Consider the following 13,903-nt stretch of genomic DNA (forward strand, 5'->3'; position numbering starts at 1 on the left):
ATGCAGGACGAGCCGACCCCGATCGAGCTGACGAAGTCAGTCGCCGATTTCCTCCGCAACGACATCGCGCCGCTGATCTCCGGCCACCAGGCCTTCAAGCTGCGCGTCGCCATCAACATCCTCGACCTCGTGACGCGGCAATTGACGCTGGAGGAAGGGAGCGACGCCGCTGAGGCGGAGCGGCTGCGTGCTCTGCTCGGCATGGACGGCTCGGTGACCGATCTCAACCGCACGCTGGCCGAGCGCATCGCCAAGGGCGAGGTCGATCTAGCGACGCCCGGCCTTGCCGAGCATCTGTGGCAAACGACCATGGACAAGCTTGCGGTGGACCAGCCGAATTACGCGTCGTACAAACGCGAACTCTCGCGAAGCGGGTAGGCGGTACTACACTCTCTGCTGTCATCGCCCGCGAAGGCGGGCGATCCAGTATTCCAGAGGCGGCATTGATTGAGCCGAGAAGCCGCGGCGTACTGGATGCCCCGGTCCAGCCGGGGCATGACGGCGGTGATGAGCCGAGCGACCCTTCACTTCCCCACCCATTTCGGCGGCCGCTTCTCCGCAAACGCCTTCGGACCCTCGATGTAGTCCTGGGACGCAACCATCGCCTTCACGGCCGGATATTCCCGCTGCTCCTCGATCGCCTCCTCCAGCGACACGCCGAGGCCCTTCTGGATCGCCTGCTTTGACGCGCGGATCGACATCGGAGAATTCTTGGTGATCATCTCGGCCCAGCGCAGCGCGGCCGTGAGCGCTTCGCCCTGCGGCACCACCTCGTTGACGAATCCGAGTTCGAGACCCTCCTTGGCGCTGACATGACGCGCGGTGAGGATCATGCCCATGGCGCGCTTCAGCCCGATCTGGCGCGGCAGCCGGTGCAGGCCTCCGGCGAGTGCGGCCAGCCCGACGCGCGGCTCGGGCAAGGCGAAGGTCGCGTTCTCCGAGGCGATGATCAGGTCGCAGGCCAGCGCAATCTCGAAACCGCCGCCCATCGCCACGCCATTGACCGCGGCGATGATCGGCTTGTCGCAGTCGAAGCGCGCGGTGAGGCCGGCGAAGCCGCCCTTGTCCCAGCCCCGCTTGCCGCCGGCGGCCTGCCATTTCAGATCGTTGCCGGCGCAGAACGCCTTGTCGCTGCTACCGGTGACGATCGCGATCCACTGCTCGGGATCGGCGGAGAAATCGTCAAACACCTTGTTGAGCTCGAAATGCGCGTCGGTGTGCAGCGCGTTGTAGACCTCGGGCCGCGACAGCGTGACGATCGTGATCGGCCCCTTGCGTTCCACCTTGGAAAATTTCAGCTCCATCGCGCGCTCCCGCAGTTTCTCGTGAAGGAATATTGCCGGAATACTACCGCGCCTCCGCGCTGGAGCACCATCGAATTGCGCAATGCGCCTTGCGCATCTCACACGCCTCCCATTGCTTGACTTGGCGGCGCTCTTCTCACCTTAATCGTGCGAAGCAAAGCTGCGCCCAGCGCCTTAACGCAAAACGAAAAAATCATCCGGGAGAGAGCCGTGGATTTCTCGCTGCCTGCCGATCTCGTCGCCTATCTCGCAAAGCTCGACCTCTTCATCGAACAAGAGATCAAGCCGCTGGAGGCGGCCGACGATAACATCCGCTTCTTCGATCACCGCCGCGAATGGGCGCGCACCGATTTCGAGAATGGCGGCCTGCCGCGCCACGAATGGGAGGCGCTGCTGCGCAAGGCCAAGGATCTCGCAGACGCCGCCGGTCATTTGCGTTTTGCGGTGCCGAAGCAATATGGCGGCAAGAATGGCTCCAACCTCTGGATGGCGGTCATCCGCGAGCACTTTGCCGCCAAGGGGCTCGGCCTGCACAACGACCTCCAGAACGAGCATTCCATCGTCGGCAACTTCCCCGTCGCCACCATGCTCGATCGCTACGGACGCGACGACCAGAAGGCGATGATCGACGGCTCGATCAAGGGCAAGTACCGCATCACCTTCGGCCTGACCGAGCCAAATCACGGCTCCGACGCCACCCATATGGAAGCGCGCGCGGTGCCCGCGACCCGTGACAACGTCAAGGGCTGGATCATCAACGGCGAGAAGATGTGGACGACCGGCATGCACGTCGCCACGCATTGCGCGCTGTTCGCGCGCACGTCAGGCAATGACGGCGATGCCCGCGGCATCACCTGCTTCCTGGTGCCGGCCACGAGCCATGGCGTGAAGATCGAAGAGTATATGTGGACCTTCAACATGCCGACCGATCATCCCCGCGTCAGCTTTACGGACGTGTTCGTGCCGGAGGATGCGCTGTTCGGCGAGGACGGTCGCGGCCTGTCGCTGGCGCAATGTTTTGTCCATCAAAACCGCATCCGGCAGGCAGCGAGTTCGTTGGGGGCAGCGGTCTACTGCATCAACGAGAGCGTGAAGTATGCGCGCGAGCGAAAACCGTTCGGCAAGGCGCTGGCCGAGAACCAGGCGATCCAATTCCCGCTGGTCGAGCTTGCGACGCAGGCCGAGATGCTGCGCCTGTTGATCCGCAAGACCGCCTGGGAAATGGACAAGCTCACCGAGGAGCAGATCGAGCGGACGCTCTCCGACCGCGTCTCGATGTGCAACTACTGGGCAAACCGCCTGTGTTGCGAGTCTGCCGACCGCGCCATGCAGGTTCACGGCGGCATGGGCTATTCACGCCACAAGCCGTTCGAGCACATTTACCGCCATCACCGCCGCTATCGCATCACCGAGGGCAGCGAGGAGATCCAGATCCGCAAGGTAGCGGGATTTTTGTTCGGCTATATGGGGCCGGGGAAGCATTGAGAGATTGTTGCGCGCAGTCTCTCCCCGGAGTCGTCCCGGCGAAGGCCGGGACCCATTACCCCACGGAGAAGTCGTTGCGCCAGACGGCAACTCCGAGTTTTCGCAAAACCCAATCCTGTGGCTATGGGTCCCGGCCTTCGCCGGGACGACGATGTGGCTGGAGTGGTGCTAATTCACCCTTCTATCCTTCCCCGCCCAATACGGCTCCCGCAACTGCCGTCGCAAAATCTTGCCTGAGGGATTGCGCGGCAGCGCCGGCAAAAACTCCACGCTCTTCGGCGTCTTGAAGCCGGCGATGCGCTCGCGCGTGAAGTTGATGATGTCGGTGGCGGTCGCCTGCTTGCCGGGCTTCATCACCACCACGGCCTTCACCGCCTCGCCCCATTTGTCGTCGGGGATACCGATCACGGCAGCTTCCGCGACGTCGGGATGATCGCACAGCGCGCTCTGGACCTCGGCCGGGTAGATGTTTTCGCCCCCGGAGATGATCATGTCCTTGATGCGGTCGTGGATGTAGAGATAACCGTCTTCGTCCATGTAGCCGGCATCACCCGTGCGCAGCCAGCCGTCGCCGCGCAGCGTCGCGGCGGTCGCTTCCGGCAGGTTCCAGTAGCCGGCCATGTTGGAGCCCGAGCGCGTCGCGATCTCGCCGACCTCGCGCGGCGGCAGCGGCTTGCCGTCAACGTCTAGGATCGCGATCTCGACGCCCGGCAGCGCCTTGCCGGCCGAGCGCATCCACTCCAAGCCCTCGATATGATCCTCCGGCGGCAGCGCGACGATGGTGCCGGTGGTCTCGGTCATGCCGTACATTTGCACGAACCCGCATTTGAAGATCTCGATGCATTCTTTCAGCAGCGCCGCCGGTATCGGCGAGGCGCCGTACAGCATGTATTTCAACCGGGAGAAATCGATTGTCTTCGCGCGCGGCTGCCGCACCACGAACTGCATCGCCGCCGGCACCATGAACAGCTTTGTGATGCCGGACTGCTCGAAGAAATCCAGCACCTTGGTCGGATCGAACTCGCGCGCGATCACGCCGCGGGCGCCGTGGTAGAGCCCCATCACGCCCCAGCCGGAGCCGCCGATATGGAAGATCGGCATCGCGACCAGCGACACGTCGTCGGTCGACCATCGGTTCCACTCCGGCTTGTCCTCGGCATTGCCTGTTTGCACCAGGTTGAGGAAGTTCGCATGCGACAGCATCGCGCCCTTCGGCTTGCCTGTCGTACCCGAGGTATAGAGCTGGATCGCGATGTCCTTAGTGTCGATCGGCACCTTGGGATCGTCGCCACTCTGTGCATCGCGCCAAGCTGTAAAATCCTGCCATTCCGGCGCGCCGCCTTCGGTGGTGATGACGCTGCGCACGCCCGGCAACTGGTCCTTGATCTGGCGGACCTGGGTGATGAACTCAGGTCCCACGAACAGCACCGGCGCTTTGCAGTCGCTCACGATGAAGGCGACCTCGGGGCCCGCGAGCCGCCAGTTCACCGGCGCCATCACCACGCCGGCCTTCATGGCACCCATCAGCAGCTCGAAATAGTTGTCGCTGTTCTTGCCGAGATAGGCGATGCGCTCGCCCTTGTTCACACCCATCGCGATCAGCGCATTGGCGACGCGATTCGTCTTGATGTCGAACTCGGCGAAGCTGGTGACACGACCTTCGAACTCGAAGGCGATGGCATTGCCGCGGCTCTTGGCGCGCTCGCGCACCATGTCGGCGAGGTCAGCCAATGGCTGTGTGGTGGACATGTCTCTCCCGTGACGTCTTGTTCTTATGCCGCGGAGTGTGGCGTCATCCGCGGGCGAAGACAAGATGGCAGAGGGTACGCCTGGCTTCAGCGTCGTCGTCTTGGCGAAAGCCAGGACCCATAGCCACAAAACGCAATTCGGCGAAGACTGGCCATGGCCAATCTTCGCCAAAGAACATTCGGTGATAATGGGTCCCCTGAGTTCACAAACGAAGTGCAACACTTCCATCTGGAGGTGTTGCCATGGGGCGGACTTACAAACAGCTCTCCCTTGACGATCGATGCGAGATTGCCCGCCTTTCGGCCAATGGCGGCTCGGTCGGGCAAATCGCGGCAGCTTTGGATCGGCCGCCATCAACGATCTCTCGGGAGCTGAGGCGGAACCGTGGCAGGCAAGTCGGCTACAAGCCAAGCTATGCTCAGCAGCAGACCCGGGCGCGGCGCTGGAAGGGCTCTCGCCTCGAGCGGGACGCCAGCTTGCGCCGCGAGGTCTTGGCAGGCTTGAGCCGCGGTTGGTCACCCGAACAGGTCGCAGGCAGGCTGGCCCGGGAACGTGGCCGTAGGGTGATCTCCTACGAGAGCATCTACCGCTTCATCTACGCCCAGATCACACGCACGACGGACTTCACCTGGCGGCGCTATCTGCCTCGGGGCAAGAGCAAGCGAGGCCACCGCGGCAAACGAGGCGGGAGCCCCGCAAGCTTCATCGAAGGCCGTGTTTCGCTGGCAGAACGGCCTGCCGAGGTCGCCGATCGCAAAGTCCCGGCCACTGGGAAGCCGATCTGATGATGTTCTCCAAATACCGGCAGGCCATCCTGGCCGTCCACGAGCGAACCTCGCGCCTGCTGCTCGCCGTTCCCATCGAACGCAAGTTCGCCGCCGGTATCGCTAGCCATCTCGTACGCCTGTTCAAAGCCGTACCGGAGGCACTGCGCCGTACCGTCACCTTCGACAACGGCACCGAGTTCGCCGCCCACCTTTCCTTGCAGAGCCTCTTGATGAAGACCTTCTTCTGCGACCCGCACGCGCCGTGGCAAAAGGGCGGCATCGAGAACGCCATCGGCCGCTTGCGCCGCTTCATCCCCCGAAAGACCGACCTCGAAAAGCTCCCAACCAGGCGCTTCCCTCAGTCCATTGCCGCCTACAACAACACCCCGCGCAAATGCCTTGACTTCAGAACCCCGGCCGAGGCCTTCTCCTCTCAACTGTTGCACTTCGAGTGTGAATCCACCTCCTGGCTTTCGCCAGGACGACTACGGAGAGAGCCTCAGCCCCGCTTCGCACGGTCCTTTTCATTCTGCGCCATGATGCTCTCGCGTGCGGTTTTCCAGTCGTCGTCGCTCCAGTCGCGGAGCTGGTAGAAATTGCCGCCCATCGCGAGCGCCTGCGCGCCGTCCATGGCGATGGTCTCGCCGCTGATCCAGTCGCAACCGCCGGAGATCAGGAACACGGCGACGTTCTGCAATTCCTCCATGGTACCGACGCGGCCCATCGGGTTCATCGCCTTGGTGCGCGCGCCCGCTTCGTCGCCGGGCTTGATGCGCTTGCTCATGCCCTCGGTCGGGATCTCACCCGGCGCGATCGTGTTCAGCCGGATGCCATAGCGGCCCCATTCGGTCGCGAGCGACATCGTCATGGCATGGATCGCCGACTTGCTCATCGCCGACGGCACCACGTAAGGCGATCCGTTGCGCACCCAGGTCGTGGTGATCGAGACGACGTTGCCGGGCTGCTTCAACGCGATCCAGCGCTTGCCGACCGCCTGCGTCACGTAAAACGTGCCGTGCATGACGATGTTGGCGACGGCGTCAAAGCCGCGCGGCGACAGCTCCTCGCTGCGCGAGATGAAATTGCCGGCGGCGTTGTTGATGAGGTCGGTGAGGGGGCCGTCGCGAAAGATGGTCTCGATCATCTCCTCGACCGCGAGCGCGTTGCGGATGTCGACGCCGTGGCTGGTGACGCGGCCGCCATGCTCAGCCATCAGCTCGGTCGCGGTCTCGTCGCAGACGATCTTGCGCCGGCCGCAGATGTGCACTTCCGCGCCGAGCTGGAGAAAGCGCGCCGCCATCGACTTGCCGAGCCCGGTGCCGCCGCCGGTCACGAGGATGCGCCGCCCCGCCAGAAGATTTTCCTTGAACATGGCTGTTTCCCCCGTCGCGATTGTCGGTTAATTGATCGATTGACTAAATCCGGCCGCCGGCTTCCTGTAAAGCGGCACCGAACAAGAACAGCCGGGAACCAGGGGAGAATTCATCCATGGAAGAGCGCGTCTCGATCTCGATCTCGGAAGGCGTCGCCGACGTGCGGCTGGTGCGCGCGGACAAGATGAATGCGCTGGATCAGGCCATGTTCGAGGCCCTTGTGGCCGCAACGGATCGGCTTTCGAAGGAAAAAGGCGTGCGCGTCGTGGTGCTGTCCGGCGAGGGCCGCGCCTTCTGTGCCGGTCTCGACATGGGGCGTTTTGCCGCCATGAAGGAAAAGGGGGGCAATGGAATTCCGGGTGGCGAAAATCGCGACCTCACCAAACGCACGCACGGCCAGGCGAATTTTGCGCAACAGGCCGTGTGGGGCTGGCGCCAGCTTCCGGTCCCCGTGATCGCGGCGATCCAGGGCGTCGCCTTCGGCGGCGGCTTCCAGCTCGCACTCGGCGCCGACATGCGCTTCCTCACGCCCGATGCGCGAATGTCGGTGATGGAAATCAAATGGGGTCTGGTACCCGACATGGCGGGCACCCCGATCCTGGCTTCGCTCGTGCGCGACGACATCTTGCGCGATCTCACCTACACCGGCCGCATCTTCTCCGCGCAGGAGGCGATGGCTTACGGTCTCGCCACGCGCATCTGCGACGACCCGCGCGCTGCCGCGCTCGACGTCGCGCGCGAGATCGCGGGAAAAAGCCCCGATGCGATCCGCGCCGCGAAACGCATGCTCAACAATCTCTCGGTCGATCCGGGCCCCGCGCTACTCGCCGAGTCCGTCGAGCAGCAGAAGTTGATCGGCAGCGCGAACCAGACCGAGGCGGTGCGTGCCAATCTGGAGAAGCGCGCGCCGAAGTTTGCGGATTAGCGCAGACCTCATCCCGAGGAGCCGCGAAGCGGCGTCTCGAGGGATGGGCCACGGGCTCTCATGGTTCGAGACGGCGCCTTGCGCCTCCTCACCATGAGGGGCAACTTCAACAACAAAGAAAAACAACAATGAGCGAAACCTCAAATTTCCTCGGCATCGTCTCCGGCGGGCGCAGCCGCTCCCATGCCGAGGTCGCTGATCGTGCCGACCGCATCGCGAGCGGTCTCAGCCAGATCGGCGTCAGGCAGGGCGATTGCGTCTGCATGCTGATGCGCAACGACATCGCCTTCATCGAAGCCGCCTATGCCGCCATGCGGCTGGGCGCCTACGGCGTGCCGATCAACTGGCACTTCAAGCCGGAGGAGATCAACTACATCCTGAACGACACCGGCACCTCCGTGCTGATCGGCCATGCCGACATGCTGCATGCCTTGCGCGATGCGATTCCCCAAGGCGTCACCGTGCTCAGCGTGCCGACGCCCCCGGAGATCCTGTCCAGCTACAAGATCGATCCCGATCATCTGAAGACGCCGGACTTCGCGATCGATTTCGAATCCTGGCTCGCAGAGCACCAGCCCTATGACGGCCCGGTCGTGCCGCAGCCCATGAACATGATCTACACCTCGGGCACGACAGGCCACCCCAAGGGCGTACGGCGCAACGCGCCGACGCCGGAGCAGGCGGCTGCCGGCGAGCGCATGCGCGCGATGATCTACGGGCTCAAGCCCGGCGCCCGCACGATCCTGCCGGGCCCGCTCTATCACTCCGCGCCGAACTCGTTCGGCATTCGCGCGGGAAAACTCGGCGGCGCACTGGTGCTGATGCCCCGCTTCGAGCCCGAGGAATTTCTCGAGCTGATCGAGCGCTACAAGATCGAGACCATCTTCATGGTGCCGACCATGTTCATCCGCCTGATGAAGCTGCCGGAGGAGGTGCGCAAGCAATACGACGTCTCCTCGCTCCGCCACATCATTCACGCCGCAGCACCCTGTCCGGCGGACGTCAAGCGCGCCATGATCGAATGGTGGGGGCCGGTGATCTATGAATTCTACGGCTCGACCGAATCCAGCGCCGTCACCTTCGCGACCTCCGAGGACGCGCTGAGGAAGCCCGGCACCGTCGGCAGGATTTCGCCCGGCGCCGAGCTGCGCTTCATCGGTGAGGACGGACGCGTGCTGGGTGTAGGCGAGATCGGCGAGATCTACTCGCGCATGGCCAGGATGGCCGATTTCACCTACCACAACAAGCCGGAGAAGCGCGCCGAAATCGATCGCGACGGCTTCATCACCTCCGGCGACGTCGGCTATATCGACGAAGAGGGCTACGTCTTCATCTGCGACCGCAAGCGCGACATGGTGATCTCGGGCGGCGTCAACATCTATCCGGCCGAGATCGAGTCCGTGCTGCACGCGGTGCCCGGCGTGCATGATTGCGCGGTGTTCGGCATCCCCGATGCCGAGTTCGGCGAAGCGCTGATGGCGGTGGTCGAGCCGCAAGCCGGCGTTACGCTGGATGCCGCCGAAATCCGCACCCGCCTGAAGGCCTCGCTTGCCGACTACAAGGTCCCAAAGCACATCGAGATCCGCACCGGGCTGCCGCGCGAAGACTCCGGCAAGATCTTCAAGCGGCGCCTGCGCGATCCCTATTGGGAGCAGGCGGGGCGGAAGATCTAGCGGTGCGTAGCCCGGGTGAGCGAAGCGATACCCGGGATAACAACCAGTAAGACCCGGATGTCGCTTCGCTCATCCGGGCTACACGAGCACGCGAATACGTGAGCGGCTTTATCGATCGCAACCTCGCGCATCGTGCTATACTCACGGGATCATCGACCTTCGGATCATCCCATGGCTCCCGTTTCCATCCTGCTCAACCTGCTCTGGATTCTCATTGGCGGCGCCTGGATGGCGCTCGGCTGGCTGGTCGCCGCGGTCATCATGGCGGTCACCATCATCGGCCTGCCCTGGGCGCGGGCGGCGTTCAATATCGCCGTCTACACGCTGATGCCGTTCGGCTCGCGGGCGGTCAGCCGCTATGAGGTCACCGGTGTCGAGGATGTCGGCACCGGCCCGCTCGGGGTGATCGGCAACATCATCTGGTTCGTGCTCGCCGGCTGGTGGTTGGCGCTCGGCCACCTCTTCACCGCCGTGGCCCTCGCGATCACCATCATCGGCATTCCCTTCGCCTGGGCCCACCTCAAGCTCGCCGGCATCGCGCTCTGGCCGATCGGCAAGGTGATCGTGCCGGCTTAAGGCAAACTCGTAGGATATCCTACGCCTCCGCAATGCGTCACATTTCATTGCAACTTTTTCCCGGCTTCATTGTTGACGAGCGGGAGCGAACGCGGCCGCAATGTGCCGCGGCTGGCCCTTGGTTCATTCTTATCGGGAGGCGATTGCATGAAGTGGCTTTGCTTGGTGGGCTTTGTGGCGGGGGCCGTTGCTTTGACACCCACACCTTCTGCTTCGGCGATGCCCGTTGCCAAGCCGGACACACTGGGCGCGTCTCAGACTGACACCATCGAGGTCAAGGGCGGCCACGGACATGGCGGTGGCCACGGGTGGGGTCATCGCGGCGGCCGTGGTCATCATTACGGCTGGGGCAGAGGCCGAGGCCATCACTATGGTTGGCGGCACCATCGCCACTGGTAAGCGTCACTATTTGGAGTTGGGTGGGCCGCTCAATGCTTCCGACCCACAATCCCTCGCGTTGCCCGACGGGCAAAACCCGCCACATGCAGGTCAATCGATCGGTTCTCCAATATTCTGATTGACCGAATTCGCTTCTTCGGGTAAACCGCAACTATTCTGGCCCGCTAAAAAGGGCGTTTCGCGATCGTCACGATACGTGAGCCGGGATGCGATGGACGCGGCAGCGCCGGCGCGTGACGAGATGGCAGGGCGGGCTACGCCTGTGAGTCATCGCGATCCGCGCGAACGACCCGGCGCGGTCACAGCGGTTCTTTTCGGCTTCGGTGACGAGCACGCGCGAGCTTCCGGATGTCCGGGGAGGGACGTCCGCGGACGGCAAAAGCGTGTGGTCCTGACGCCCGGGGTCTGTGCGTCAAGGCTTGCGGTGATGTGCGGCCCGACCGGGTGCGCGCATCGATCATCTGCAAGGCGACGGGGGCAATAGTGCGTCGCTCCCCGGGGAGAGCGCGCCATAAGCCGTAAACCATTGCGCAGGGAAGGCCGGGATGTTCCGGCATCACCTGTGGTCACCCCCGCGTGCGTCTTTCGCGTGCGGACCCTGGGTGCCAGCCGGCGCCCGGCCTTCCCTGCGCCCTTTCTTATCGATGAGGGCGAAACGGACAGCAAAACTCGGGCCCCTGCGCCGCGAGACCGCGGACGTGTGCGCGCGCCGTTCAGCAAGGCGCATTTCTCCCATGATCGGTGATGTTGCCGCGCCGCCCCCAACTTCATCTTGCGCTGCGACAAAAAACTTGCACACTCGGCTGAGCCGGGCAGCGAAGCGAGCTCGAACAGCGGAGCGAGCCATGTCCCTCCAGACCGTATCATCCGACGCCGCCGAGCAGCGCCCCAATCGCCCTGAGGACGTCCAGGCGCTGGAAGCGGACGTGCGGCTGCGGGACGACATCCGCCTGCTCGGGCGCATTCTCGGCGACACGGTGCGCGACCAGGAGGGGCCTGAATTGTTCGATCTGGTCGAGCGCATCCGGCAGACCTCGATCCGATTCCACCGCGACGAGGACCGGCTCGCCCGCCGCGAGCTCGAGCAGATCCTCGACAGCATGTCGACCTCCGAGACGGTGCGGATCGTCCGCGCCTTCAGCTATTTCTCCCACCTCGCCAACATCGCCGAGGACCAGAACAACATCCGCCAGATGCGCGCCAACAAGGGCGGCGGCTCCGGCGTGCTGGCCGAGACGCTCGCCCATGCGAGGGCTGCGGGCATCGGTGCCGATGCCCTGCGCAACTTCTTCAAGAGCGCGCTGGTCAGCCCGGTTTTGACGGCGCATCCGACCGAGGTCCGCCGCAAGAGCACCATGGACCGTGAGATGGAGGTCGCAGCCCTGCTCGATCGTCGCGAGCGCGTCGCGCTGACGGCGGAAGAGGCTGCCGCCAGCGACGAGCAGCTCCGCCGCGAGGTGCTGACGCTGTGGCAGACCAACCTGCTGCGCCGGACCAAGCTCACCGTGCTCGACGAGGTCGCCAACGGCTTGTCGTTCTACGATTACACGTTTCTCCGCGAGGTGCCGCGGCTGGTCAACGCGCTGGAGGACCGGCTGGAGGAGGGCGGCGAGCAGGCGGCCGGCGAGCTCGCCTCGTTCCTGCGCATGGGCAGCTGGATCGGCGGCGACCGCGACGGCAATCCCTTCGTCACCGCCGACGTGATGCGCGGCACGCTGCGACTGCAGTCGAGCCGGGTGATGCAGTTCTATCTGAACGAGCTGCACGTGCTCGGCTCGGAATTGTCGATCGCGGCGCACCTCGCCGACGTCTCCGAGGAGCTGCGCACGCTGGCGGAGCGCTCGCCCGATACCTCGCCGCACCGGAGCGGCGAGCCCTATCGCCTCGCGGTCTCCGGCATCTATGCGCGCCTCACCGCCACGGCCGAAATGCTTCAGGTCGAGATTACGCGCCGGCCGGTCGGCAAGGGCGCGCCCTATGACAGCGTCGGGGAGCTAAAGGCCGATCTCGACGTGCTGCACCGCTCGCTGATCTCCAACAACGCCGGCGTCATCGCCCGCGGCCGGCTGCGGCTGCTGCGGCGTGCGGTGGACTGCTTTGGATTCCATCTGGCCCGGCTCGATATCCGGCAGAACTCGGCGGTGCACGAGCGGACCATTGCCGAGCTGATGGATGCCGCCAATCCCGGCATGTCCTATCTCGCGCTCGGCGAGGACGCCCGCATCTCGCTGCTCACCAACGAGTTGCGCTCAACGCGCTCGCTGGTGTCGCCGTTCGTCAAGTACAGCGACGAGACGATGGGCGAGCTCAACGTGTTCCATGCCGCCGCCGAGGCGCACGCGAAGTTCGGCTCGGACGCCATCCCCCAATGCATCATCTCGATGTGCAAGGGCATGTCGGATATGCTCGAGGTCGCGGTGCTCCTGAAGGAGGTCGGTCTCGTCCATCCCTCCGGGCGCAGCGCCATCAACATCGTGCCGCTGTTCGAGACCATCGAGGATTTGCAGGCTTCCAGCGCCATCATGGACCGCATGCTCTCGCTGCATGATTATCGCCGCCTGGTCGACAGCCGCGGCAGCGTGCAGGAGGTCATGCTGGGCTATTCCGACTCGAACAAGGATGGCGGCTTCGTCACCTCGGGCTGGGAGCTCTACAAGGCCGAGATCGGCCTCGTCGACGTGTTCGAGCGCCACGGCGTGCGCCTACGCCTGTTCCATGGCCGCGGCGGTTCGGTCGGCCGCGGCGGCGGACCGAGCTATGATGCCATCATCGCCCAGCCCGGCGGCGCGGTGAACGGCCAGATCCGCATCACCGAGCAGGGCGAGATCATCTCGTCGAAATACTCCAACGCCGAAGTCGGCCGCAACAATCTGGAGATCCTGGCAGCCGCAACGCTGGAGGCGAGCCTGTTGCATCCGCGCCAGAGCGCGCCGCGCCGCGAATATCTGACCGCGATGGACGAGCTTTCAAATCTCGCCTTCAAGGCCTATCGCGGCCTCGTCTACGAGACCGACGGCTTCGTCGATTATTTCTGGGCGTCCACGGTCATCAACGAGATCGCGACGCTCAACATCGGCAGCCGCCCGGCCTCGCGCAAGAAGACCCGCGCGATCGAGGACCTTCGCGCCATTCCCTGGGTGTTCTCCTGGGCGCAATGCCGCCTGATGCTGCCCGGCTGGTACGGCTTTGGCAGCGCGGTCGAGCAATGGATCGCGGAGCATCCCGACAAGGGCATGCCGTTCCTCAAAGAGCTCTACAAGGAATGGCCGTTCTTCCGCATGCTGTTGTCGAACATGGACATGGTGCTGGCCAAGAGCTCGATCGCGATCGCCTCGCGCTATGCCGAACTCGTGCCCGACGAGGCGCTCCGCGAAAAAATCTTCAGCCGCATCCGCCGCGAATGGCATTCCTGCATCGAGACGCTGCTGGACATCATGGGCCAGGACCGGCTGCTGCAAGGCAACCCGCTGCTGGAGCGCTCGGTGCGCCACCGCTTCCCTTATCTCGACCCGCTCAACCATGTGCAGGTCGAGCTGCTGAAAGAGCATCGCGCGCAGAACCCGGATGAGCAGGTGCTGCGCGGGATTCAGCTGACGATCAACGGGATCTCGGCGGGATTGAGGAATACGGGGTAGAGACATGGTGAGTGGCG

10 protein-coding genes and 1 pseudogene are annotated in these 13,903 nt (G+C 64.2%); 8 read left to right on the forward strand and 3 right to left on the reverse strand.

Translation table 11 applies throughout. From position 1 onward, the window contains the following. Window positions 1-378: a DUF6285 domain-containing protein gene (locus IVB19_RS11460; RefSeq protein WP_026233275.1), complete on the forward strand. Its 378-nt coding sequence runs from the start codon at window positions 1-3 to the stop codon at window positions 376-378. Between the two features lie 146 nt (window positions 379-524). Here the strand turns inward: IVB19_RS11460 and IVB19_RS11465 are convergent, their stop codons facing one another. Then, on the reverse strand, window positions 525-1,304 hold the full coding sequence (locus IVB19_RS11465) for an enoyl-CoA hydratase-related protein (RefSeq protein ID WP_247488681.1): 780 nt from the start codon (window positions 1,302-1,304) through the stop codon (window positions 525-527). 210 nt (window positions 1,305-1,514) lie between these two features. Between IVB19_RS11465 and IVB19_RS11470 the strand changes: the two genes are divergently transcribed. Next, entirely contained in the window at window positions 1,515-2,789 is a 1,275-nt protein-coding gene (locus IVB19_RS11470; RefSeq protein WP_247488679.1) for an acyl-CoA dehydrogenase family protein, read from the forward strand. A 168-nt stretch (window positions 2,790-2,957) separates the two neighbouring features. On the opposite strand, the gene IVB19_RS11475 is transcribed toward IVB19_RS11470, so the two are convergent. After that, a complete protein-coding gene (locus IVB19_RS11475; RefSeq protein WP_247821420.1) occupies window positions 2,958-4,538 on the reverse strand; it encodes a fatty acid--CoA ligase in 1,581 nt (526 codons plus the stop codon). A gap of 242 nt (window positions 4,539-4,780) precedes the next feature. On the opposite strand from IVB19_RS11475, the pseudogene IVB19_RS11480 reads away from it, so the two are divergent. Beyond that, window positions 4,781-5,898, forward strand: a pseudogene (locus tag IVB19_RS11480) (IS30 family transposase). On the opposite strand, the gene IVB19_RS11485 reads toward IVB19_RS11480, so the two are convergent. Then, the gene (locus tag IVB19_RS11485) at window positions 5,805-6,677 is read right to left on the reverse strand and encodes an SDR family oxidoreductase (protein ID WP_018456968.1); all 873 of its coding nucleotides are present in this window, start codon (window positions 6,675-6,677) and stop codon (window positions 5,805-5,807) included. The pseudogene IVB19_RS11480 and the gene IVB19_RS11485 sit on opposite strands and share 94 nt — an antisense overlap. A 116-nt stretch (window positions 6,678-6,793) precedes the next feature. Between IVB19_RS11485 and IVB19_RS11490 the strand changes: the two genes are divergently transcribed. The 5 genes from IVB19_RS11490 to ppc all read left to right on the forward strand — a co-directional run bounded on the left by IVB19_RS11490 (window position 6,794) and on the right by ppc (window position 13,886). After that, the gene (locus IVB19_RS11490) at window positions 6,794-7,603 is read left to right on the forward strand and encodes a crotonase/enoyl-CoA hydratase family protein (RefSeq protein ID WP_018456967.1); all 810 of its coding nucleotides are present in this window, start codon (window positions 6,794-6,796) and stop codon (window positions 7,601-7,603) included. Window positions 7,604-7,731: 128 nt separating this feature from the next. Further along, window positions 7,732-9,276 carry an acyl-CoA synthetase gene (locus IVB19_RS11495; protein WP_247821421.1) on the forward strand — a complete coding sequence of 515 codons (1,545 nt, stop codon included), beginning with the start codon at window positions 7,732-7,734 and terminating at the stop codon, window positions 9,274-9,276. Between the two features lie 171 nt (window positions 9,277-9,447). Continuing rightward, on the forward strand, window positions 9,448-9,852 hold the full coding sequence (locus IVB19_RS11500) for a YccF domain-containing protein (RefSeq protein ID WP_018456965.1): 405 nt from the start codon (window positions 9,448-9,450) through the stop codon (window positions 9,850-9,852). A gap of 292 nt (window positions 9,853-10,144) precedes the next feature. Then, window positions 10,145-10,369 (forward strand): hypothetical protein, encoded by a 225-nt coding sequence (locus tag IVB19_RS11505; RefSeq protein ID WP_247488116.1) that lies wholly within the window; start codon window positions 10,145-10,147, stop codon window positions 10,367-10,369. Between the two features lie 727 nt (window positions 10,370-11,096). Beyond that, window positions 11,097-13,886 carry a phosphoenolpyruvate carboxylase gene (gene ppc, locus IVB19_RS11510; RefSeq protein WP_247488114.1) on the forward strand — a complete coding sequence of 930 codons (2,790 nt, stop codon included), beginning with the start codon at window positions 11,097-11,099 and terminating at the stop codon, window positions 13,884-13,886. Window positions 13,887-13,903: the final 17 nt, after the last annotated feature.

The sequence above is a fragment of the Bradyrhizobium sp. 187 genome (assembly GCF_023101005.1).
In the GTDB taxonomy this organism is placed as follows: Bacteria; Pseudomonadota; Alphaproteobacteria; order Rhizobiales; family Xanthobacteraceae; genus Bradyrhizobium; species Bradyrhizobium canariense_D.

Coding starts and splice junctions, on each gene's coding strand:
- IVB19_RS11460 (WP_026233275.1), top strand. CDS start 1: ATGCAGGACGAGCCGACCCCGATCGAGCTGACGAAGTCAGTCGCCGAT.
- IVB19_RS11465 (WP_247488681.1), bottom strand. CDS start 1,304: ATGGAGCTGAAATTTTCCAAGGTGGAACGCAAGGGGCCGATCACGATC.
- IVB19_RS11475 (WP_247821420.1), bottom strand. CDS start 4,538: ATGTCCACCACACAGCCATTGGCTGACCTCGCCGACATGGTGCGCGAG.
- IVB19_RS11485 (WP_018456968.1), bottom strand. CDS start 6,677: ATGTTCAAGGAAAATCTTCTGGCGGGGCGGCGCATCCTCGTGACCGGC.
- IVB19_RS11490 (WP_018456967.1), top strand. CDS start 6,794: ATGGAAGAGCGCGTCTCGATCTCGATCTCGGAAGGCGTCGCCGACGTG.
- IVB19_RS11495 (WP_247821421.1), top strand. CDS start 7,732: ATGAGCGAAACCTCAAATTTCCTCGGCATCGTCTCCGGCGGGCGCAGC.
- IVB19_RS11500 (WP_018456965.1), top strand. CDS start 9,448: ATGGCTCCCGTTTCCATCCTGCTCAACCTGCTCTGGATTCTCATTGGC.
- IVB19_RS11505 (WP_247488116.1), top strand. CDS start 10,145: ATGGCGGTGGCCACGGGTGGGGTCATCGCGGCGGCCGTGGTCATCATT.
- ppc (WP_247488114.1), top strand. CDS start 11,097: ATGTCCCTCCAGACCGTATCATCCGACGCCGCCGAGCAGCGCCCCAAT.